Annotated in this window: 20 protein-coding genes and 1 other annotated feature; of the genes, 5 read left to right on the forward strand and 15 right to left on the reverse strand. The window is 31.4% G+C overall.

All coding sequences use genetic code 11. The features are described from left to right. Positions 1-8 precede the first annotated feature (8 nt). Positions 9-1,103 (reverse strand): amidase domain-containing protein, encoded by a 1,095-nt coding sequence (locus BSD9I1_RS14880; RefSeq protein ID WP_242966509.1) that lies wholly within the window; start codon positions 1,101-1,103, stop codon positions 9-11. 199 nt (positions 1,104-1,302) lie between these two features. Here BSD9I1_RS14880 and dapD point away from each other — a divergent pair, with 199 nt between their 5' ends. After that, complete coding sequence (gene dapD, locus BSD9I1_RS14885; protein WP_186430987.1) at positions 1,303-2,010, forward strand: 2,3,4,5-tetrahydropyridine-2,6-dicarboxylate N-acetyltransferase; 708 nt, start codon at positions 1,303-1,305, stop codon at positions 2,008-2,010. Positions 2,011-2,356: 346 nt separating this feature from the next. On the opposite strand, the gene BSD9I1_RS14890 is transcribed toward dapD, so the two are convergent. From BSD9I1_RS14890 to pdaB, 3 genes are all read right to left on the reverse strand, one after another. Then, the gene (locus tag BSD9I1_RS14890; RefSeq protein ID WP_035307156.1) at positions 2,357-3,046 is read right to left on the reverse strand and encodes a single-stranded DNA-binding protein; all 690 of its coding nucleotides are present in this window, start codon (positions 3,044-3,046) and stop codon (positions 2,357-2,359) included. An 80-nt stretch (positions 3,047-3,126) separates the two neighbouring features. Beyond that, on the reverse strand, positions 3,127-3,627 hold the full coding sequence (locus BSD9I1_RS14895) for a hypothetical protein (RefSeq protein WP_186430988.1): 501 nt from the start codon (positions 3,625-3,627) through the stop codon (positions 3,127-3,129). Between the two features lie 91 nt (positions 3,628-3,718). Next, on the reverse strand, positions 3,719-4,474 hold the full coding sequence (gene pdaB / locus BSD9I1_RS14900) for a polysaccharide deacetylase family sporulation protein PdaB (protein WP_186430989.1): 756 nt from the start codon (positions 4,472-4,474) through the stop codon (positions 3,719-3,721). Between the two features lie 191 nt (positions 4,475-4,665). On the opposite strand from pdaB, the gene BSD9I1_RS14905 reads away from it, so the two are divergent. Next, the gene (locus tag BSD9I1_RS14905; protein ID WP_186430990.1) at positions 4,666-4,896 is read left to right on the forward strand and encodes an alpha/beta-type small acid-soluble spore protein; all 231 of its coding nucleotides are present in this window, start codon (positions 4,666-4,668) and stop codon (positions 4,894-4,896) included. Positions 4,897-5,027: 131 nt separating this feature from the next. Continuing rightward, a complete protein-coding gene (locus BSD9I1_RS14910) occupies positions 5,028-5,555 on the forward strand; it encodes a DUF4364 family protein (protein ID WP_035307148.1) in 528 nt (175 codons plus the stop codon). Here the strand turns inward: BSD9I1_RS14910 and BSD9I1_RS14915 are convergent. Continuing rightward, positions 5,552-6,433: a YncE family protein gene (locus BSD9I1_RS14915; protein WP_186430991.1), complete on the reverse strand. Its 882-nt coding sequence runs from the start codon at positions 6,431-6,433 to the stop codon at positions 5,552-5,554. The genes BSD9I1_RS14910 and BSD9I1_RS14915 overlap by 4 nt on opposite strands. A 161-nt stretch (positions 6,434-6,594) precedes the next feature. Between BSD9I1_RS14915 and BSD9I1_RS14920 the strand changes: the two genes are divergently transcribed. Continuing rightward, on the forward strand, positions 6,595-6,849 hold the full coding sequence (locus BSD9I1_RS14920; RefSeq protein WP_035307145.1) for a TIGR03905 family TSCPD domain-containing protein: 255 nt from the start codon (positions 6,595-6,597) through the stop codon (positions 6,847-6,849). A 109-nt stretch (positions 6,850-6,958) separates the two neighbouring features. Here the strand turns inward: BSD9I1_RS14920 and BSD9I1_RS14925 are convergent, their stop codons facing one another. The 7 genes from BSD9I1_RS14925 to gltS all read right to left on the reverse strand — a co-directional run bounded on the left by BSD9I1_RS14925 (position 6,959) and on the right by gltS (position 17,009). Then, entirely contained in the window at positions 6,959-8,257 is a 1,299-nt protein-coding gene (locus BSD9I1_RS14925; protein WP_186430992.1) for a folylpolyglutamate synthase/dihydrofolate synthase family protein, read from the reverse strand. A gap of 138 nt (positions 8,258-8,395) precedes the next feature. Then, positions 8,396-11,044: a valine--tRNA ligase gene (locus BSD9I1_RS14930; protein WP_186430993.1), complete on the reverse strand. Its 2,649-nt coding sequence runs from the start codon at positions 11,042-11,044 to the stop codon at positions 8,396-8,398. 49 nt (positions 11,045-11,093) lie between these two features. Continuing rightward, positions 11,094-11,309, reverse strand: a binding site (T-box leader). 169 nt (positions 11,310-11,478) lie between these two features. Continuing rightward, complete coding sequence (locus tag BSD9I1_RS14935; RefSeq protein ID WP_186430994.1) at positions 11,479-12,096, reverse strand: cyclodeaminase/cyclohydrolase family protein; 618 nt, start codon at positions 12,094-12,096, stop codon at positions 11,479-11,481. A gap of 17 nt (positions 12,097-12,113) precedes the next feature. Next, positions 12,114-13,796: a formate--tetrahydrofolate ligase gene (locus BSD9I1_RS14940; protein ID WP_186430995.1), complete on the reverse strand. Its 1,683-nt coding sequence runs from the start codon at positions 13,794-13,796 to the stop codon at positions 12,114-12,116. Positions 13,797-13,851: 55 nt separating this feature from the next. After that, entirely contained in the window at positions 13,852-14,367 is a 516-nt protein-coding gene (locus BSD9I1_RS14945) for a folate family ECF transporter S component (protein WP_035307135.1), read from the reverse strand. Between the two features lie 165 nt (positions 14,368-14,532). Then, entirely contained in the window at positions 14,533-15,426 is an 894-nt protein-coding gene (ftcD, locus tag BSD9I1_RS14950; protein WP_035307133.1) for a glutamate formimidoyltransferase, read from the reverse strand. Positions 15,427-15,779: 353 nt separating this feature from the next. Further along, positions 15,780-17,009, reverse strand: coding sequence for a sodium/glutamate symporter (gene gltS, locus BSD9I1_RS14955; protein WP_186430996.1), 1,230 nt, complete (start codon positions 17,007-17,009; stop codon positions 15,780-15,782). 288 nt (positions 17,010-17,297) lie between these two features. Here gltS and BSD9I1_RS14960 point away from each other — a divergent pair, with 288 nt between their 5' ends. Continuing rightward, positions 17,298-18,587 (forward strand): amidohydrolase family protein, encoded by a 1,290-nt coding sequence (locus tag BSD9I1_RS14960; protein ID WP_186430997.1) that lies wholly within the window; start codon positions 17,298-17,300, stop codon positions 18,585-18,587. Positions 18,588-18,634: 47 nt separating this feature from the next. Here BSD9I1_RS14960 and hutH read toward each other — a convergent pair whose 3' ends face one another. The 3 genes from hutH to BSD9I1_RS14975 form a co-directional block, all read right to left on the reverse strand. Next, positions 18,635-20,179 (reverse strand): histidine ammonia-lyase, encoded by a 1,545-nt coding sequence (hutH, locus tag BSD9I1_RS14965; protein WP_186430998.1) that lies wholly within the window; start codon positions 20,177-20,179, stop codon positions 18,635-18,637. Positions 20,180-20,288: 109 nt separating this feature from the next. Then, positions 20,289-21,599, reverse strand: coding sequence for a Na+/H+ antiporter family protein (locus BSD9I1_RS14970; protein ID WP_186430999.1), 1,311 nt, complete (start codon positions 21,597-21,599; stop codon positions 20,289-20,291). Positions 21,600-21,621: 22 nt separating this feature from the next. Continuing rightward, on the reverse strand, positions 21,622-22,425 hold the full coding sequence (locus BSD9I1_RS14975; RefSeq protein ID WP_186431000.1) for a diaminopimelate epimerase: 804 nt from the start codon (positions 22,423-22,425) through the stop codon (positions 21,622-21,624). Positions 22,426-22,739 lie beyond the last annotated feature (314 nt).

Raw genomic sequence — 22,739 nt, forward strand, 5'->3', positions numbered from 1 at the left:
CCCTTTATTTACTTATAGTACCCGTCAATAGAAATATAAACTTTTTGAACAGGTGGTTTTGATGATAGCGGATAATCCTTTAATCTTCCACCAACAGAAGTTGAATGTTGACAAATTAAATAATCTTCTACATATCCATTGGAATTGTATACATAATCTGAAATAATCATACTATGATAGGTTTTAGGATAATTCCCTCCTAATTGTACTATATCTCCAGGCATCATGTCTGATAAATCAGCAAAGTGTGCCTTTAATCCATACCCTTTATTGTACTGAACATAATAATTAAACTGCTTAGCCCCAGTCCAAGGCGCTACCCTCTTGCTATTTGAATACCAATACCACTTAACAAAATCAGAAGTTCCATAGAAATCAAAGGGTATCCCCCCTGCATATATGCATTGAGAAGTAAAATTAGTACAATCCCCACCATATCCTTTCGATTCATAGTTTCCCCATTTAGGATTTATCTTGAGTGCCCACATTCTTGCATAGTTTACTGCACTTATCCTATTATAATTATATAATTTTTCCTTACTAACTTTATTTTGTGCTAACGCCGCCTCATCTCTGAAGCTAACATCTCTTGTATTTTGGGATTGCAGATAATTATTATAATTTTGTTTTAATAGAATTTCTTTTATTTCTTCTAAAGAAGTATACTTATTATTATAATGCATTATAATATTTTTGTAATAATCCTTGTAAATATCTTTTATTATATACCACTTATCCTTAAATTTTTCCAAATAAATTTTATGCCTTAAATTGCTCATTTGAGATTTTATATTAGATGAAGATTTAAAATAAATATCATGATTTTCATCTAATACCGCTATGGCCTTATTAGCATTAATATTTAAGCTTATATAATCAAGATAATAATTATATTTAGAAAATCTAAGATCATACTTTTGTAATTCTCTCTGATTTATATGCATTTCTAAAGCTGCTATTTCAAATGCATAGTGTTTTTTATATCTTTCATCATTTAATAAAAAGAACTCTTTTATATCTTCTCTTAATTTCAATTCTCCTATACTTTTGTACTTAATATCAAAGTAATTTTCAATTGTCTTAGAGATATCAGACTTCTCCATAAAAACTCCTTTTATACAAGTATTATTTAATTATTATTATTAATAATAGTTAATATACAAAACTTATATTATTAAGATTTGTTTAAATTACTATAGATTATTTATTAATTATTAAAATTATACTATAATATAATAAATTTATGTATTATATTAAAATGATACTACTATCATTTAAAAATTAGTCAAAGGAGGCTTTATTATGAATTATGATTTTACTAATCCATATGAAATAGCTAAATATATAAAAGAAGCAAAAAAATCTACTCCTTTTAAAGTTTATGTAGATGGAGATTTATCTAAAACAAATAACGAAAATGTTGAAATCTATGGTGCAAATAATTTTTACATATTATTTGGAGAAAAAGAGGAAATACTAGAATTTTTAAATTTGAATAAAAATAAAATAACAAAATACAGACTGGAAAATGACGTAAGAAATTCTGCTATTCCAATGCTTGATATCTCCAATGTAGAAGCTAGAATTGAGCCAGGTGCTATCATAAGAGATAGAGTAAGTATAGGTAAAAACGCAGTTATAATGATGGGAGCTGTAATAAATATAGGAGCTGAAATAGGCGAAGAAACCATGGTAGATATGAATGCTGTGGTAGGCGCTCGTGGAAAACTTGGAAAAAGAGTTCATTTAGGTGCTGGTGCAGTTGTAGCCGGAGTACTTGAACCCCCTAGTAAAGAACCTTGTATTATAGAAGATAATGTACTTATTGGAGCTAATGCGGTAATCCTTGAAGGTGTACATATTGGCAAAAACTCAGTAGTTGCTGCAGGTTCCGTAGTTGTTGAAGATGTTCCTGAAGGAGTAGTTGTAGCTGGAACTCCTGCAAGAATAATTAAAAACATAGACGAAAAAACTAAAGGTAAAACCGAAATTTTAGATGACCTTAGGTAGAAAATACAGCAAAATCCCCTCCTTAAACAGTTTATATGATATTTTTAATGTTGAATATATAGTATGAGATTTGCATTGTAGAAAGCATTGAATAAGTATTAAAAGCTCTTTATTTATGATTTTAAAATACCGTATAGAGTCTTCTACTGTCTGAGCGACAGCGAGTTTAGAAGACTTAGGTATTTTAAAATCATAAATATTAGAGCTTTTTTTGAGAAATGAACGGTTGTATAATTTATAGAAATCTATGATTTCGTTATAAATTAGCACATCTCAGTTTGCTGAGATGTTTCATTAAATGCAAATCCCATACTGGGGTTTCAACATTATCTTAAAATGCAAAATTCTATTCTTCTATTTCATAAATTTCTTCAGTTCCTTCTTCATCTTCTCCTTGAATTTCTTCAGTTTCTCCATCCTTATTTACCTTTTCCATTTTAGATATAGAAACTTCATAAGCTATCTTCTTTATTGATTCATCTTCTGATACTTTCTTTTGATATTCTCTGCTTTGAAGTCTTCCCCACACTCTTATATTATCGCCAACTTCTAAATCTTTGCAGTATCTAGAATTCCTTCCCCATGCTATAGTTGGAATATAATCTGACTTATTATAGGCTCTGTTTACAGCTAATAACAAATCTGCTATTTCCCTTCCAAAAGGAGTTGTCCTATAAACAGGCTGCTTACATATAAATCCATTCAAAACTATTAAATTAGGATTTTTACTTTTTTCTATGCAAGGAACTATATTTCTTGCGAAAACAGTTAATACGAGTCTATTGCTTCCATCTATAAATTTATTATATGATCTCAGCTGACCTTCTATTATTAACTCAGCTCCAAGTTTTATTTCCATTCCTACCATAAGTCTTTCTGATACTGTTATAAATAAAACATCCTTAGCATCGCTAAGTCTTGGAACTTCAACGTTAAATGTATAAAATCCTTCTCCATACATTTCGTGACTAAATTCCAGCTCTGAGCATACCTTTCCTTCTAAATATATTTTGTTGTTTTGTAATAAATTGTCCATGATAACCCCTCTCTCTCCCTTAGTATATAAGAATATTTTCTTACTTATAAATATTCCTAAAACGTCAATAATATTACTATTCAACTAAATATTTCTTCATTATTAAATATAAAATTTAATTTTCTTATATCTACATCTTCTAATAGTGCTATAGTTGCTGCTATCATATACCCATAAAGTTCATTGTTATTGTTAAAACTCCTTTTTATAGGAAGTTCACAAGGCTCTATTGTATTTTTAGACATATTTCCTATATATCTTTGAAGGCAGTATACTAAATACCTCTCATCCTTTTCTGCGCTTGAAAGTGTAACTGTATTTTTACTTCCAAATCCATAAGTAATTACATTTCCATTAATATTTAAATCCTTTTTAAATTTGGAGTCCATATTCACAAGATAATACAAACCCTTAATATTTTTCAAATTATAATCAGTATCCTCATTTATAATTACATAATCTACTGAAACTTCAGCGTCTTGTAACTGCACTAATTCATATTTAATATTTAACTGTAACAACTCCTTTTTTATAATGTAAATTAAATTTGTATTTTCTCCTATTATTGCTATTCTTCTCATATTATCAACCCCTGCTTCAATTTTCTTCTACATGTATTTTTAGCAAAGGTTGATATTTTATACATTATATACTCCCATTATAATACAGTAATTATTTACCATCAATTATTATCTGCTTACCTTCCAAATTTATTTTATAATTTTCCTTATATATTAAATCTCCAACCTTAACAAAACTATATCCTTTCACCTTTAAATCCTCTATTATTCTTGGTAAATTATATGGAGTAAATTTTGCATCACTATGGAATAGTATTATAGAACCAGGATTAACTTTTTTCATAACCCTTTCATATTCCTTATCCGCTCCTTCTGCTTTCCAATCTATACTATCTACATCCCATTGTATGCAATAATATCCTGCAGACTTTACTGTATTTAGTGTATTATCATTATAAGAACCTGATGGGCATCTAAACAATTTAGTTCCTTGTCCTGTAATCTTCATTATTTTTGCATCTGCCACACTTATTTCTTTTATTATTCTATCCTTTGAAACTTGAGTAAAATCCGGATGAGTATCTGAATGATTTCCAATTTCATGTCCTCTTTTGTATATTTCTTTAGTAAGCTCTGGAAAATCCTCTGCCCAATTTCCTATTATAAAAAAGGTAGCTTTTACATTATACTTATCTAAGATATCTAATATTTCAGTCGTATTATCATTTCCCCAATTCACATCAAAGGTTATACTTACTTTCTTTTCTTGTGTATCCACTGAATATATAGGAATATTTTTATCCTGAACAAATACTCCTTTGCTAACATTTAAAAATATACTTGATATGGTACTTACCGCCAATAGCAACACTGCAAATAAGACCTTTTTGTAAATTTTACTCTTCAATTTACACTACCCTCCATATAATTTCCTTCTTATTTTTTATATGTAAAATTCAAGTGAAATATTCTAGTGAAATTTAATTAGCCTGCCTTATTAAACCTTTATTTCCTGAAACATTACAGTATTTATATTTAATATGAACAAATACTATAAATGACTAATACATAATTATTTATAAAAGGAGGTAACTTATTATGGCATTAGGACAATCAGGAAGTGGAAGAACTCAACTTGTACCCGATTCTCATAAAGCTTTAGATGATATGAAATATGAAATAGCAGAATCAATGGAACTTGGTGTTCATCAAGGCTCCGAAGATTACTGGGGAGAAGTAACTTCAAAGAATTGCGGAAGAGTTGGTGGTCAAATGGTTAAAAGACTAATCTCAATGGCTGAAGAACAACTTGTAAATGGTAGCAAATAATAACTTTATATAAAAGTCGGCTATAATAGCCGACTTTTTTTAGTTAATACTTAATTGTTAATACTTAATAAATTGTGATATAATAATTGATAAGTTTAACAATCAATATAAGGTTATTAGGAGGATTATGAATGTTTGAAGATACTTTAGAACTCGCAGAAAACAAACTCCTGCTGCTATATATATTTCTAAAAATAAACGCCCCTATTTCCAATAATCAAATTACCCAAATGATACTTGAAAATAATTTTATGAATTATTTTACTCTTCAACAATATATTTCAGAACTTGTTCAAAATAACTTTTTGCAAATACTTGAAGATGAAAATAAACATAGACTTTTAATTACGGAAAAGGGTGAAAAAGTACTATCTCTTTTTATAAACAGGATTTCTAAAGTTAAACTTGAAACAATAGACATATATTTAGAAAATCAACATGAAAATATAAAAAGAGAGGTTTCTGCATCTTCTGACTATACAATTGAAAATAAAAATAAATTTGTTGTAAGTTTAAAAGCTATTGAGGGTAATATAAATTTAATTGATTTAAAGATAACTGTAGACAGCAATAATTTAGCTCGGGAATTATGCACAAAATGGAAAAATGATTCTTCTAAAAAATATGAGAGAATATTGCAGATACTTTTAGATGATTAAATTAAAATCATACCAGTAGGCTCTCCTCCTATTGGTATATTTTTCTTATTACCACTTTCTAAATCAATTTTTATAAGAACATTATTATAATTATCTCCTACATAAAGTTCATTTCCTTCTTTCACTATCCCCCTAGGCATTCCTCCTATTCTTATTCTATTTGTTTCCTCATAATAATTTATATCTACGAAACTCAAAGTTCCATCCCCAAAATTCGAAACATAGCAATTATTATCATCTATGACCATATCCACTGGTGAATTTCCTACAGATATTCTATATAATACTCTAAGATTTTTTGTCGATAAAATGCTTATACTTCCTTTTTGATCTGAGCCTAAATTACTTTCACATACTACAATATACTCGCCATCTTTCGTAAATAAGGCTTTTGTTGGGTAAGGTCCTACCTTTATATTTTTTATGCATCCCTTTTTTTCTCCACTAATTAAGGTTAAAGTATCATTTCCCATATTTGATACTATGAACAAGTTATTTTTTTCATTGAATTGAATACTATGAGGTAAATTGCCACATGGTATTTCCTCTACGATCTTATTTTGTACCAAATCAAACACCACTATAGTATTTAGTTCTCCGCATACGATATATGCATAATCCTCTACTGTAACTACATCGTTACAGTGCATTCCTATAAAGTAATTTTGTATTTCAATATTCTTTGTAACATCTACTATAGAAATACTATTTGAATAGCTGTTTGCAGTTATCAGTTTATCTTTATATCTGCATATTCCATGGGGCCCAATTTTATAATACCCATTGTTCAATGTTATCTTGTTTTCTTCTTTAAATGTAGATAGATTTATTCTAGATATACAGTCAGAAGATGTGTTGCATATGAATAAATGACTCATGGTTTTTCCCCCCTCACAGATATAATATGTAAGTACATAAAAATTGGGCATAGTTAAATGAAACATCTCAAATAAATTGATATATGTCTAAAATATTAGTACTTGTCTATTAAATTTGAATAAGTTATAATTCTTATATACTTTTAAAGGAGGAAAATTTAATGTATTCATATACTACAAAAGGTGTTTGTGCTAGCAAAATTGATTTTGATATTGTTGATAACAAAGTTACAAATGTTCGTTTTCTTGGAGGATGCAATGGTAACTTACAAGGACTTGCAAGCTTAATTGAAGGAATGGATGTTAATGAAGCAATAAAAAGATTAAAAGGAATTAATTGTAAGGAAAAACCTACATCTTGCCCAGATCAGCTTTCAAAGGCACTGGAAGAGGCGTTAAATTCAGTCAATAATTAATATTTAATATTATTATTTAATATAAAAAACCTTCCACTTTTGTGGAAGGTTTTTATACTTTGCGAATTTATCTCAATAAATTTTCATTAAACTTTTTTACTACTTAATATCAACTATTAATTGTTCTTATAGTTTTTCTCATTTCTCCTACCATATAAAGCGATCCGCATATAAGTATTAAATCATTTTCATTTGCATAGGATAAAGCCTTTTCATAGGCCTCTTTATAATTTTCTATAGCTTCACAGTTAGAATTATATTTTTTTATTATTTCCACAAGTCCAGAGGAATTTTCTGCCCTATAGCTTGGTGGTGTCACAGTTATAATATTTGAGGCTTCTGGTGTAATCACCTTTACCATATCATCTACTTGTTTGTCTGAAAGTATGCCCATAATCAGTATGAACTTATTGTATTTAAAATAAGTATTTATACTATTTTTAAGACTTTTAATCCCATCAATGTTATGAGCTCCGTCTATTACCACCATAGGTTTTGCCTTTAACATCTCAAGTCTTCCAGCCCACTTTACCTTTTTTAACCCTTCTATAATATGTTCTTTTTTAATATTAACCCCTATATTTTGTAATTCTTCTGCTGCTTTTATAACTACAGAACAATTTAATAACTGATGAGTTCCTAAAAGTGATAACTGTATTTCATAAGTATTCTTACTAGTGTTAATTATAATCTCTTGATAAGGTACATTGTAAAGCTTTTCTTTTAGCATTGAATCTTCTTTTTTCACGTATATTATAGGGCTTTGTTTTTCTTTGGCTACTTTTTCAATAGAAAGTTTCGCCTCTTCTTCCACAGGATATAATATTACAGGTGTCTTTTCTTTTATTATACCTGCCTTTTCATATGCAATTTCTTCTAATGTATTCCCTAAAATTTTCACATGATCATAGCTTATTGAAGTTATTATGCTTATCAAAGGATTTACTACATTTGTAGCGTCTATTCTTCCTCCAAGGCCTACTTCAATTACTGCATAGTCCACTTTTTCCTCTTGAAAATATACAAACATTACTGCTGTTATTATTTCAAATTCTGTAGGCTCATCATATCCTAGTTCGCAAGTTTTATCTACTGCTATCTTTACTTTTTCTACTACCTCACATAATCTTTCTTTAGGAATATTATTACTATTTATTTGTATTCTTTCCTCAAATTCTTCTATAAATGGTGAAGTGTACATTCCAACCTTATATCCAGATTCTATAAGTATTTGAGTAAGCATTGCTGTAGTAGAACCCTTTCCATTAGTTCCTGCTATATGAATACACTTTAAATCTTTATGAGGATTTCCTAAAAGCTCTAATATCTTGTTAGTTCTCTCAAGTCCTTTATTTTTACCAAACTTAGCCGTATTTTCAATATAACCTATAGATTCATTATAATTCATCTAAAATCCCCCCGTTTTTTATCACTAATCCCTACTCTTCAGTTTTAATAGAAAGTATGCTAGTAACCAGTACCCAGTTATAGGTATTTTAAAAACCAACCCTATATTTTACCGGCTACTGGTTACTAAGTATACTAATTACTGATTAATTAAGCTTTGCATTCTTTCAAGTACAGATGTAAGCATTTCTTTGTATTTATCACCTTTAGCTTTTTCTTCAGCTACTACTGATTCTGGAGCTTTCTTTACAAAGCTTTCATTTGAAAGTTTCTTTTCTACACGTTCTATTTCTTTTTGCAGCTTTTCTTTTTCTTTATTTAGTCTTTCAAGTTCCTTTTCCAGATCTACGAGGTCAAGTAATGGCATATACATTTCAGCACCCTTAGTTACTGCCGCAACTGCATTTTCTGGTGCTTCTTCTTTAGAATTTAAGAAAGTAACTTCACTAGCTGATGCAAGTTTTTCAAAGTATACTGTTCCTTCATTAAATGCCTCTTTTCCTTCTACTGCAAATATTGCAACCTTAGCTTTTCTTGAAGGTGGTACATTCATTTCTAATCTTACATTTCTTAAAGCTTTAATAGCTTCAATTATGTAATTCATATTTTCTTCTGACTTTTTATCATTTAACTCTTCTCTATATTCAGGCCACTTGGAAGTAGTTATAGTATTTTCTTCACTTTGAACATGAGTGTAAATTTCTTCTGTTATAAATGGCATGATTGGATGTAACAGCTTAAGTCCTGTAGTTAATACATCAAATAATACATTATAAGTTATACCCTTAGCCTTTTCATCTTCTCCATATAATACAGGTTTAACAAGTTCTATATACCAATCACAGAATTCACTCCACATAAAGTCATAAACCTTTTGTGATGCTATACCCAATTCATATTTATCTATGTTTTCAGTAACTTCTTTTACTAAAGTATTTACTCTTGATAATATCCACTTATCTGCTATAGTATAATCCTTAACGTCTTTATATTTATCCATAAGATCTTTATCTAAGTTCATCATAACGAATCTTGAGGCATTCCATATCTTATTTGCAAAGTTTCTTGCCGCTTCAACTTTTTCTTCATAAAATCTTATATCATTACCTGGAGCATTTCCTGTTACAAGCATAAATCTTAGAGCATCTGCACCGTACTTATCAATTATATCTAATGGGTCAACTCCATTTCCAAGAGACTTTGACATCTTTTTACCATTTGAATCTCTTACTATACCATGAATAAGTACAGTTTCAAATGGGATATCATTCATGCTGTGAAGTCCAGAGAAAATCATTCTTGCTACCCAGAAGAATATGATATCATATCCTGTAACGAGTACACTTGTTGGATAGAAGTATTCTAAGTCTTCTGTTTTATCTGGCCATCCAAGAGTTGAGAAAGGCCAAAGTGCTGAGCTAAACCAAGTATCTAATACATCATTATCCTGTTTAAGCTTAGAACTATTGCATTTATGACAAGTAGTTGGTTCTTCTGCAGATACTATCATTTCTCCACAGTCTTCACAGTACCATACTGGGATTCTATGTCCCCACCAAAGCTGTCTTGATATACACCAATCCTGAATATTTTCCATCCAGTTGAAATATGTTTTATCAAATCTTTCAGGTACAAAATTCACCTTTTTCTCTCTTACTACATCAATAGCTGGCTTTGCAAGTGATTCCATTTTTACATACCACTGTTTTGAAATCATAGGTTCTATTACAGTGTTGCATCTATCATGACATCCTACATTATGAGCATGGTCTTTTATATTTACTAAGAATCCTTCTTTTTCTAAATCTGCTACTATGGCTTTTCTTGCTTCATATCTATCCATACCAGCATATTTTCCACCAAGTCCATTTATTGTTCCGTTTTCATTCATAACAATTATTTCTGGAAGGTTATGTCTCTTTCCAACATGATAATCATTTGGGTCATGGGCTGGTGTTATTTTAACTGCACCTGTTCCAAATTCCATATCTACATAGTCATCAGCAACAATAGGAATTTCTCTATTAACAAGTGGAAGTATAAGAGTTTTTCCAACTAAGTCAGCATATCTCTCATCATTTGGATTAACAGCTACAGCAGTATCTCCAAGCATAGTTTCTGGTCTTGTTGTTGCTATTTCTATAAATCTATCTTCTCCTTTTACAGGATATTTTACATGCCAAAAATGACCTTCATGCTCACTATATTCTATTTCTGCATCTGAAATAGCCGTCATACATTTAGGGCACCAGTTAACTATCCTATTACCTCTATAAACTAATCCTTCTTCATAAAGTTTAACAAATACTGTTCTAACAGCTTTATTTAAATTTTCATCCATAGTAAATGCTTCTCTTGTAAAGTCAGCAGATACCCCTAGTTTTTTAAGCTGTCCCTTTATTCTATCTCTGTACTCATGGCTCCATTCCCATACCTTTTCAAGGAAAGCTTCTCTTCCCATTTCCTTTTTCTTAAGTCCCTGCTTAAGAAGCTCATTTTCCACCTTAACTTCTGTAGCAATACTTGCATGATCTTCTCCTGGAAGCCATAATGTACTATATCCTTGCATTCTCTTAGCTCTTATTAAAAAATCCTGAATACTGTTATCTAATGCATGCCCTAAATGAAGCTTTCCTGTAATATTTGGAGGGGGCATCATTATTGTATAAGGTTTTTTATTCTTATCTACCTCTGGGGTAAAATACTTATTTTCCTCCCAATTCTTATAAATCCTATCTTCAAACTCCTTAGGATTATAGGTTGTGGCTATGTTTATATTTTCGTTCATATGTATTACCTCCCGCTTTTTTTTAATTAAAAAAGCACCCTGCTATCCTTAAAAGGACGACAGCGCGCGTTACCACCTTTTTTCTTGAGTAAAACTCAAGCTCTCATATTATTAACGGATGATTAAACCCGTCTTTGCCTACTAAGATTTCAGCAAAGAAGCTCCAAAGCTACCTTCAAGGTCATTTGCACAGAAAGTCTTTCAGCCTATGAACTTTCCTCTCTTAGAACTATTAACCTTTACTCCTCTTTTTCAAAGCATTTTAGTATCAAATTGTTATTTAATTTATAATCTTTATTATAGCTTAAATCCTAAAACTGTCAACAATTAATTGATTTAATAGTGAACTAATAATAATTGAAGAGGGAAATTTAAGTTTCACCTAAATTTCCCTTTCATAGCTATTAAGTATTAATTGTTTTTTATTAATTTAACTAAAGTACTACTTTAGAAAGAAGGCTTTGTTCTATTTCATTTACCTTAGATTCTAATTCTTCTATTTCCTTTTTAGCTTCATTTACAAATTCTTCGTCTTTTATAGAACCTAGGTTTATTTTTACATTATATAATGCTGAAAGCACTGCTGTTCTTGAAGACATTGCAGCTACTGCTCCATCTGTTACTGCATTTTGGTTTCCTTTTTCTATTACAACTTTAGCTAGGTCTAGCAACTTAAATGCATCCTTTGCTACATTTAAAGGTACTGTTGCCGCTCCCTTAAATGCACTTTGAACTGATGCTGTTCTTGCTTTTTTTTCTTCATCAGTTTCCTTTGGCATTTTAAAAGCCGCCATTATTTTATTAAATGCATCTGAATCCTCATCAATATAATTTACAAATTTATCTTTGTATTCTCCAGCTATTTTCTTTATTTCTTCCATCTCACTTTGAACTTCTTCATAGCCCTTTTTACCTAAAGTAAGATTTGCTACCATAGTAATCAAAGCTGCAGCGGAAGCTGCGCTTAATGCAGCTATACTTCCGCCACCTGGTGCTGGTGATTCTGAAGCTGTTTCATCTATAAAATCTTTAACTGTTAAATCTCTTAGCATGTTAATTTCCTCCAATTCTAAAATAATCCTGATATAACTCCGTTTTCATCTATATCCATTTTATTTGCAGCTGGTACTTTTGGAAGTCCTGGCATAATCATTATATTACTTGTTTGGCAAACTATAAATCCTGCTCCTGCTGATACTCTTACGTCTTTAACGTTTATCTTAAATCCTTTTGGAGCACCAACTAAACTTGGGTCATCTGAGAAAGAATACTGAGTTTTTGCCATACATATTGGAAGCTTATCAAGACCTAATTCTTCTAATTTCTTAATTTGCTTCATAGCAGCTGAATCTATTTCTACTCCGTCTCCACCATAAATTTCTTTTACAATAGTGTTTAATTTTTCTAGAATTGATGCTTCAACTTCATAAAGTGGAGCATAATTACTTTCTTCAGTTTCAATGATTTTAACTAGCTTTTCAGCCATTTCAACTCCACCTTGGCCGCCTTTTTCCCATACTTCATTAAGTGAAACTTCTATTCCATGCTCCTTACATTGGTTTGTTAATGTTTGTATTTCAGCTTCAGTATCATTTGCAAATTTGTTAACAGCTACAAGTACTGGTAATCCAAATTTTCTAATGTTTTCTACTTGTTTTTGAAGGTTTGCAAATCCTTTAGTTAATGCTTCTACATTTTCAGCTCCAAGTTCTGTCTTCTTAACTCCACCATGCATTTTTAATGCTCTTATAGTTGCAACTAATACTACTGCAGATGGCTTTAAGTTTCCATATCTACATTTTATATCTAAGAACTTTTCTCCACCAAGGTCTGCACCGAATCCTGCTTCTGTAACAAGATAGTCTCCAAGTTTTAATCCAAGTTTTGTAGCAATTATACTGTTGCATCCATGAGCTATATTTGCAAAAGGTCCTCCATGAATAAGTGCTGGAGTATTTTCAAGTGTTTGAACAATGTTTGGTTTTATAGCATCCTTTAATACCAATGCCATAGCTCCATGAACATTTAAATCCTTAGCTGTTACTGGTTGACCTTCTCCATTATAAGCTACAATCATCCTTCCAAGTCTTTCTTTTAAATCCATAAGGTCAGATGCTAAGCAAAGTACTGCCATAACTTCTGAAGCAACAGTTATCATAAATGAATCTTCTCTTGGATAACCATTTACTTTTCCACCTAAACCTACTACTACATTTCTTAAAGATCTATCATTCATGTCTAAAACTCTTTTCCAAACTATCTGTCTTATATCTATATTAAGAGTATTTCCATGATTTATATGATTATCTATTGCAGCTGAAAGTAAATTGTTTGCTGTAGTTATAGCATGCATATCTCCTGTAAAGTGAAGGTTTATATCTTCCATAGGAACAACTTGTGCATATCCACCGCCAGCTGCTCCCCCTTTTACTCCAAATACAGGTCCTAATGATGGTTCTCTTAAAGCGATAATTGCTTTTTTACCTATTTTGTTAAGAGCCTGTCCAAGTCCTATAGTTGTAGTTGACTTTCCTTCTCCTGCTGGAGTTGGAGTTATAGCTGTAACAAGAACTAACTTTCCATCTTTCTTATCTTTTAATCTATTAAAAACATCCAATGAAATTTTTGCTTTGTATTTCCCATAAAGTTCTAATTCATCATCTAATATGCCGTATTCTTCTGCTACCTCAGCAATTTTCTTCATTTTCGCGCTTTGTGCTATTTCAATATCACTTGGTACTTTATTTGTCATAATATTTACACCCCATCTTCTTTAAATTTATATTATAAAAATATATGTTAATTTTTTATTGAACTACATTATTAATTTTACTAACCATGGAACTATTTCTCAAGTAGTATAGTACGCTTGTAAATACTATTATCTCAATTGGAAGCATTATTAAATCCTTTACAAGTCGCGGTGCTATAATCACCATGAATGCTTTTCCTGTAAGCATACTTAACCATATAGTATTCAAGCCTATATTTACTATGATAGTTTTTAAAACTGTAGCTAAAATAATGTTTTTATATCCTATATTTTTCTTATAAAAGAAAAGTCCATATATTGCACCTGATACAAAGGCGCTTAGCGTAAATCCTAAAAATACAGCTCCTGTAGGAAAGATTGTGGCTCCAATTAAATCAATTGCTGCATCTACAATTCCTGCAAACAATGGGCTAAACAACACTCCTGAAAGCATAGTTGGAATAAATCCAAATCCTATTCTAACTATCGGAGTAGTTATTGAAAAAAACCTACTTATTATAATTCCCATAGATATAAATAATGCTGTATAAACTACCTTTTTAGTATTCAACTCTTTCCCCCCTTTTTATACCATATGTATTTCACAAACGTCTACAAATTCTTCTAGTATTTGTAGACGTTTGTAGTTTTAAAAGAAACATCCCAACTGAATGAGATGTAATGATTTACAATGAAATCATAGATTTCTGTAAATCATGCAAGGTGAACGTGGAACTTATTCTAACAATCTCTTTTCGAGTATTTGGTTAATATCAAAATTTTCAATTTGTAAGTAGTATTCTGCAGCATCAAGTAATGCTTTCATAGGGACAGTTCCTATAACTTCACTGCCTACAACTGGAACTCCATATCTTTTAGCCTCTATTTTTATCATTTCAAATGCTCTATATACTGCTGTTTTTTCATAGTTAACTAAATTCATAGATACTTGAACTTGATTTCTTTCTTCTAATTTTAATCCTATAGCTTTTACAAATCTAAGACCGCCACCTATGAATCTAACCTTTTTAGCTATAGCATCTGCAACTTCAAGTCTATCAGTTCCTAAATTTACATTAAATGCTACTAAGGATACTCTAGCCCCTACTGCTGTACATCCGCTCTTTGCATTCATTTCTTGTGGACCAAAATCTGGCTTCCATTCTGGCTTTACAATCTTTTCAAAGAATGCCTCATATTGTCCTTTTCTTACATCCGCAAGATTTTTTCTTTCTGGTTTTGTTGCTGCATCTTCATATAAGTATACTGGAACTCCCAAACTTCCAATTTCTTTTCCTACTTCTTTTGCTATTTCTATGCACTCTTCCATAGTTATATCTGCTACTGGAGTGAATGGTACAACGTCTACTGCTCCCATTCTAGGATGTGCACCATGATGAGTTGTCATATCTATTAATCCTGTTGCTACCTTGGCCATATTTACAACAGCCTCTTTTATCTTTTCCGGTGATCCAATTAAAGTTACAACCGTTCTATTATGATCCTCATCTGATGAATAGTCTAAAAGTTTAACTTCTTTTACCTTTCTTGCTTCATCAACTATCTTTTCTACAAGTTCCTTATCTCTTCCCTCACTAAAATTTGGTACACATTCAACTAATTTTGCCATAAGTAACTCCTCCTTAATTTATGAAAAATGTTATTTTATTTTTATTGTGTAGCTCTTTAATGATTTATAATATGTATCTAAGAGCTGTGCTGTCGTGGTTTTATTTACCTTACACTTAAATTATATCACCATTCCATCAATAAAACGTCTAATTTTTATAATATATTCAAACAATTTAAAATCTTTGTATTATTTTATAGACGATAAAAAATGCGAAACTTTTTTATGCTCACCTGGTCGTATAGAATTTTCATCTAGGAACCTTCATCTAATGAAACATCTCAGTTTACTGAGATGTTTCACTAAATATGCAAATCCCATACGGGAGGTTCAACATTATGCGAAAATATGATTTATTTAAAGAAGTTAATGAACCATACAATATTTGGTATTCCTATTAAATCTATTAAGAATGCTCCAACTAAAGGTACTATTAAAAATGCCTTAGTGGATGGGCCGTATTTTTCTGTAACAGCTCCCATATTTGCTATAGCATTTGGAGTCGCTCCAAGACCGTGGCCTGCCATTCCTGATGCCATAACTGCTGCATCAAAATCTTTTCCTAATGCTCTAAATACTACAAATATTGTATATAAAGTTATAAATACTACTTGTATAACTACAACTATAAGCATTGGTCCTGCTAGATTTGATAGCTCCCATAATTTTAATGACATAAGAGCCATAGATAAGAATATTCCAAGAGATACATCTCCTACTAAATCTATAATATAGTGATCAAGTTTCATAAATTTGAATTTATCATTTAAATTTCTAAAAGCAACTGCTGTAAACATTGCTCCTACGTATCCTGGAAGTACTGTTCCTGTTTTAGCTATAAAAGCACACACTATAGCTCCTATAGTCATACAAACTGTAATTACTGCTAATTGAACTAAAAATCCATGAGATGTAACATTTGAAGTTGAAGCTATACCTGCCGCTTCTCTATATGACTCTCCCGAAAATACTTCCACTTCAGTAGGTTTTAATTTATATTTATCTATTAGATATTTTGCGATAGGTCCTCCTATAAGTCCTCCAGATATAAGTCCAAAAGTTGCTGCTGCCACTGCTACAGTAGTTGCTCCTGCAACTCCTAAAGATTCTGCTGTAGGTCCAAAAGCTGCTGCTGCACCATGACCTCCTTCCATAGATACAGCACCCATCATTACTCCAAGTAATGGATGAATTCCAACCATTTTAGCTGAAAGAACACCTATAGCATTTTGAGCTACTGCAAGTATACTACAAAGTATCCAGTAAATTATTAAAGGTTTACCACCCTTTTTAACTAATGCAAAGCTTCCTCCTAATCCTACTGTTGTAAAAAACGCAATCATGAAAGGTGATTGAAATGTAGTATCCATACTAATGGTAATTATATTACTTTGTTTTAAAACTAAAGCTAATAGTGAAAATGTTAGGCCACCAATAACTGGTGCTGGAATACAAAATCTTTCAAAGAATTTAACCTTCTTTCTTAAATAATACCCTAAAAATAATAACAGTAATGCAACGGTTAATGTGGCAATCATGTCCATCTTAAATGTCAAGATACCTTTTACCATTTCAATTTTCATAAAAATACCTCCTAATATATTTTATTATTTCACTAATTTATAAAAGCAAAATCCATGCCAATTAAATTTGACTCAATTTTCTATCTTTTCTCAATATTTTCACTTCGTATGCACTGCAAAATTTGCCGCACTGCAAATTTTGCCTATTTCTATTTGCCATTTACTACATATACAAACTAAAAATCAATCAATTGTAAGTTTTTAAAAACCATTGGCATTTTTAAAAGGAATACTAGTTTTTTTGCAGAATACTGATAATAACTAATATAAATAGAAAAGAGGGTAACTATGGAAGAAAGAATTCTTATTAAAGGAAATATTAAAAAAGATAAGGAGGTGCATCCAGGTTATATTATTTCAAATCTAAATACAGGTTTAATTGAGGAAATCAAGTTAAATGAAGCCTTTCAAGATGATTTCCCAGGCAAGGTATATGATTATCCAAATGAATATATAATAGAAGCTGGAGATTTTAATGCTCATTCCCATCCCGAACAATCCATATATACTGATATTGTAGATAAGTCTTGGGATCTAGGAACTTGGTGTCGTAATACAATCTATAGATACAGTGTAAAACTACAGCCTGAACATATATATTACGGATGTTTAAGGGCATTTTCTCGCATGCTTACACTAGGGGTTACATCTGTTATGGTATCTTTTTATTGTCACGGCAATAAAGGCAATACTTTAGATAAAGAGGTATTAAGAGCAGCAAAAGATACTGGTATTAGACTTTATTTCGGTAGAATGAACTATGATATACTAACTGAAAATGCCTATGAAGCAAAAAAGGATTCTCAAAAGAGCTACTTTGAAACTCCAGATGAAGCAGAAATGAATTTTTATATGTTATTTGGAGAAATGTGCGATAAGGATATAATCGCTGCTCCTTCCATTCATAGCATACATGCTTCCACAAAAGAAGCTATAGTAAAAGGAATTAATTTAGCTTTTGAGAATGGAAAGTATATTCAATTTCATTTGTCAGAAGATAAAGGAGATGTAGATTTATCTCTTGAGTTATACGGTATGCGTCCACTAAAGTTTTTAGAATCTTTACTTAAAAATAGGGAAGTTAAAAGTCTTGAGCATGTAATTTTATCCGATTGCATATGGCTTGATGATGAAGAATACGATGTTATTAAAAAATATAACATAAATGTGGTATTAAACCCAAGAATGAATGAAAGAGTAAAAGCTGGTAAAGCTAATTTAGAAAAATTCCTAGAAATGAATATACCACTGTATTTAGGTACTGATGGAGAAGCTAGTAATGACGATCTATCCATCATCGGAGAACGTAACTTTTTAAAAGACAAATTCACAAATATTAATTCTGAAGTAATTAACTCTATTGGTAAAACTCCATTTAAATTTAATCAAGGATATATCGGGACACTTGATAATGGACATTTTTGTGATATAAAAGTAACTAATAAAGAAGGCTTAGTGTCCGATGTATTTGTAAGTTCAAAGAATGTAGTTAAAGATGGAAATCTACTTACTATGAATATGGACAAGGACATTGAGACTCCTCTTAAGAATTTATTATCTAAATTATTTGTTGATTAAAATATGATAAAGGCCATCTCACTATTAACTGTGAGATGGCTCTTCTTTTAGTGTTCTAATTCAACTACCTTTTCAACTGCTTCTAATAACTTTCCGCTGCTTATTAATTCCGTAGCTTTATCTAATTCTTTATACATTTGTATATCAGTGTCAAATTCTATAAAATTTAAAGCTTCTCTTACTACTTTATATGCTTCTTTAGTTCCTTTTCCAAGTTCAAATCCTTTATCTTTTCTAAAATCTATAGCTTGGCATGCTGCCATCATTTCTGTTGCCACTACTCTCTTAGCATTGTCTATTATATCTCTTGCCTTTCTTGCAGCTATTGTTCCCATACTTACTAAGTCTTCTTGGTTAGCTGAAGATGGAATTGAGTCTACTGATGCAGGGTGAGCAAGAACTTTATTTTCTGATACTAAGGCTGCCGCTGCATACTGAGTTATCATAAATCCAGAGTTTAATCCACCATGTTTTGCAAGGAATGCTGGCAAGTCATTTAATTGGTGATTTATAAGTCTTTCAATTCTTCTTTCTGATACGTTTGCAATTTCTGCTGCTCCAATCCCTAAGAAGTCAAAAGGCTGTGCCATTGGTTCCCCATGGAAGTTACCTCCAGAAATTACATCCCCTTCTCTTGTTATTATTGGATTATCTGTAACGGAGTTAATTTCTATTTCAACCTTTTTCTGAACATAATCAATAGTATCCTTGCTAGCTCCATGTATTTGAGGTACACATCTTATGGAGTAAGCATCTTGAACCCTAAGTTCTCCTTGTTTTGTTACATAAGTACTTCCTTCAACTAATTTCAATATATTTCTTGCTGTAGCCATTTGTCCTTCATGTGCTCTTATTACATGAGTTCTAGGGTCAAAGGCATCTGTAATACCTCTTAATGCTTCCATTGAAAGAGCTGCTACTATATCACTAACTTTTAAAAGTTCAATTGCATCATATGTTGCTAATGCCCCTGTTGATGTTAAAACTTGAGTTCCGTTTATTAAAGCTAGTCCTTCTTTAGCGTCTAACTCAATCACTTCAACACCTGCTTTCTCCATAGCCTCAGAGCCTGACATTACTTCTCCCTTATATTCAGCTTCACCAAGTCCAAGCATTGGTAAAACCATATGAGCAAGTGGTGCTAAGTCTCCTGATGCTCCAAGAGATCCTTTTTCAGGTATTTGTGGATGTACTCCTGCATTTAACATTGATATTAATGTATTTAATGTTCCTATTCTTATTCCTGAATATCCCTTTGCTAATGCATTTGCTCTTGTTAGCATTATAGTTCTTACTATATCTGCAGAGAATTTTGGTCCATATCCACAAGCATGTGAACGAATAAGATTTTCTTGTAATGTTTTACAATCTTCTTTTGAGATACTTACATTACAAAACTCACCAAATCCTGTAGTTACTCCATACACTACTCTTTCATTTTCAACTATATCATCAATAATCTTTCTTGATTCTAATACACTATTTTTAGCTTCCTCACTTAAAAAAACTTTAGCACCATATCTTGCTACAGCTACTACTTCCTCTAATGTTAAATCGTTTCCATTTAATATTACTTCTCTTATTTCTTTCATTTTAAGTTCCTCCCTTTTAGTTATGTATTTATATTAAGTTGTTATCCATATTGTTGTAATTATGGAAGAAATTCAGCTAAAGCTGAATTTCAACCTAATTTATAATTTATTATCCTAACATCGTAGCACCAATTAATCCTGCTATGAATAGTGGTATATCATAAAATATAAATGTTGGTACACAAGTATCCCAAATATGATCATGCTGTCCATCTACAGATAATCCAGATGTAGGTCCAAGTGTACTATCAGAAGCTGGTGAACCTGCATCTCCAAGTGCTCCTGCTATACCTAATAAAAGTATGATTGAAGCTGGACTCATTCCAAGCTTTAATCCAAGTGGACAGTATATAGCTGCTATAATTGGAATAGTTCCAAAGGATGTTCCTATTCCCATAGTTACAACTAATCCAACTAAGAGCATCAGGAATGCTCCACCAAATTTTCCTCCAACCATGCCTGCTGTAACATTAACTAGTGATTCTACAGCTCCTGTTTCTCTTAAAACGTTACCATATCCTGCTGCTACAAGCATTACGAAAGCTATGAATCCCATAAGTTTCATTCCGCCATCCATAAGCGAATCTACATCTTTCCATACTATGGATTTTGTTAATACCATAATTATTAAACCTGCTAATGCTCCAAGTGGAAGAGAGCCTGTCTTAAGCTGAACTACAAATGCAGCTACTGCTCCAAGTAATGCTAACCAATGTTTAGGTGTCATTTTTTCATCTACTGCTGCTGCAGCTTCATCTGCTTGATCCATCATCATTTCTCTATATTCTCTTGGTTTTCTATAGAATATGAATACTGCAAGGAATAAGCCTACAACCATACTTGCTCCGCCTATCCACATTACTGATGCAACATCAGCGGTAGTTACGTTAACTCCATTTTGAATCATCTGATCTCTTATAATGTTGTGGAATATGAGTCCAAATCCTACTGGTAATGTTACATATGGTGCCTTAAGACCAAAGGTCAATGCACAAGCTACTGCTCTTCTATCTATTTTCATCTTATTCATTATAGGAATTAGTGGTGGTATTAAAATTGGGATAAATGCAATGTGTACTGGGATAAGATTTTGTGAAAAACAAGCCACAAATGCAATAAGTAGTGTAAATACTATGGCTTTTCCCTTAACTACCTTTGCAATTTTCTTTGCAAGTATTGTAGCAAGACCTGTTTTATTAATTGCAACAGCTAATGCTCCAAGTAAAATATAACTTAGTGCTGTTTCTGAGTTTCCACCCATACCTCCTATTAATGTTGACATGGTTTCTCCTATTGGCATTCCAGCCGCTAGTCCTGCAACTACTGCAGCTATAAGTATTGCTAGCATAACATTGAGTTTTAACAGGCACAGTGCTGCCATTATAATAACGGATATTATAACTGGATTTAATAATAGCATAATAATTCCCCCTTTTTAATTTTTATATGTGTAAAGTTCCCTCTGCTACGATGGTAACTTTCCCATCCAATTTTATACTTTTTATTTTTCCATCACACCAGCTTGCTTCGACTAAAAGTTTCCCTCCTGGCTCATTTACTTCTATACTTAAATTTTCTTTTTTATCATAAGACAATGCATAAGCTAAGGCTGTAGTACCTGAAACACAACTTCTTTCCCAAAATAAGCTTTCAGTTTCCCTTACATATACTAGTGGCTCTAAAAAGTTTTTATGAGCTTCATAAAACATTAGTCCAAAAGCATCTAACTCATCTAAGTTAAGCTCTGATTTGAACTTTGTAAAGAAGTCTTGCTTATCTTTTATTCCATCGCATGCTATTATAAAGTGAGTTATACCAGGAAGCTCTACCTTCACTATATTTAATGAACCGTTTTCATAATTAAATTTAAATTCATCTGTACTTACTGGTAGAGGCATATTGATTTTGGAATAAAATTCATTAGATTTTTGGGTAGGTAATACTTCGCATGAAACCATCTCTTTTGCTCCTGATACCTCTAATTCTACCAAGTATTTATCTTCAATCTTATTTAAACCTGGATAAGAGCTATATACCATATAGGCTGCCAAAGATCTTGCGGCATTTCCGCAAAACTCCCCACCCATCATTTGAAGTCTTAGAGTTTCCTTTTTCTTACCTTCTTCTGAAACTGGGGTTTCAATAAATCCAACTTGTTCTGCGTATATATTTCCATACTGCATTATTTCTTTTGCTACATCCTTATGTATTCTTCTAGGCAAGTTGTCCTTTATAAACACGGTCATATTTTCTACTGGGCTTATTTTTATAAAACTTAACTCTATGCTTGTCCCCTCCCCTCAAATCTTTACCTCATGTTCTACAAGCTTATTATATCATAAACTTCGTCAAATAATAGTCTATTGTGAATTTTTAAAAAAATAAAAATATTATTATGACTTTATACTTTCATTGTCATCAATTATACAGTATATGCTATAATTTGGGAATAGTTTACTTATATTTTCATTGTCTAGCTATGTGTTCTTGTTATAAACGGCTATTTTAGGTGATTTTATCGTCTATAAAACGTCAAATGCCTTTATTAGTTTTCCAATTT

Origin of the sequence: Clostridium sp. BSD9I1, from assembly GCF_900185645.1 — a bacterium.
Lineage (GTDB): Bacteria > Bacillota > Clostridia > Clostridiales > Clostridiaceae > Clostridium_AK.